At 55.0% G+C, this 464-nt stretch carries 1 rRNA gene; it reads left to right on the top strand.

From position 1 onward, the window contains the following. Positions 1–84 (top strand): 16S ribosomal RNA (locus IG65_RS0134060); the annotation flags it as partial. Positions 85–464 lie beyond the last annotated feature (380 nt).

The following is a 464-nucleotide window of genomic DNA, read 5'->3' as shown; positions in this document are numbered from 1 at the left end:
GAGCCGTCGAAGGTGGGATTGGCGATTGGGACGAAGTCGTAACAAGGTAGCCGTACCGGAAGGTGCGGCTGGATCACCTCCTTTCTAAGGAGCACTTCTGCACGACGCTTCACACAGGTGAAAGTGGTTGTGCCAGAGACCGTTTGTGTCCCCGTCAGTGGGACCGCGGAAGCTCATGGGTGGAACGCTGACAAGCTTCATCGCACCAAGGTGCCGGCTCTGTCCGGGACCGCGGTGAATATATCGACACACTGTTGGGTCCTGAAAGAACAGACGTTCTTTCCAGGCAAAAAATACGATCCGCTCAGATCTTCTGAGATACCGGCCTTCTTCGAGGGTGCTGGTCCTGAAATTCCGGTTTGGGTGGGTGTGTTGTTTGAGAACTGCACAGTGGACGCGAGCATCTTTGTTAGTAAGTGTGTAAGAGCGTACGGTGGATGCCTTGGCACCAGGAGCCGATGAAG

This window comes from Nocardia sp. NRRL WC-3656, from assembly GCF_000720265.1.
GTDB lineage: Bacteria > Actinomycetota > Actinomycetes > Mycobacteriales > Mycobacteriaceae > Nocardia > Nocardia nova.
The sequence above is the reverse complement of the archived record's forward strand: the minus strand, read 5'-3'. Positions and strand labels throughout refer to the sequence as shown.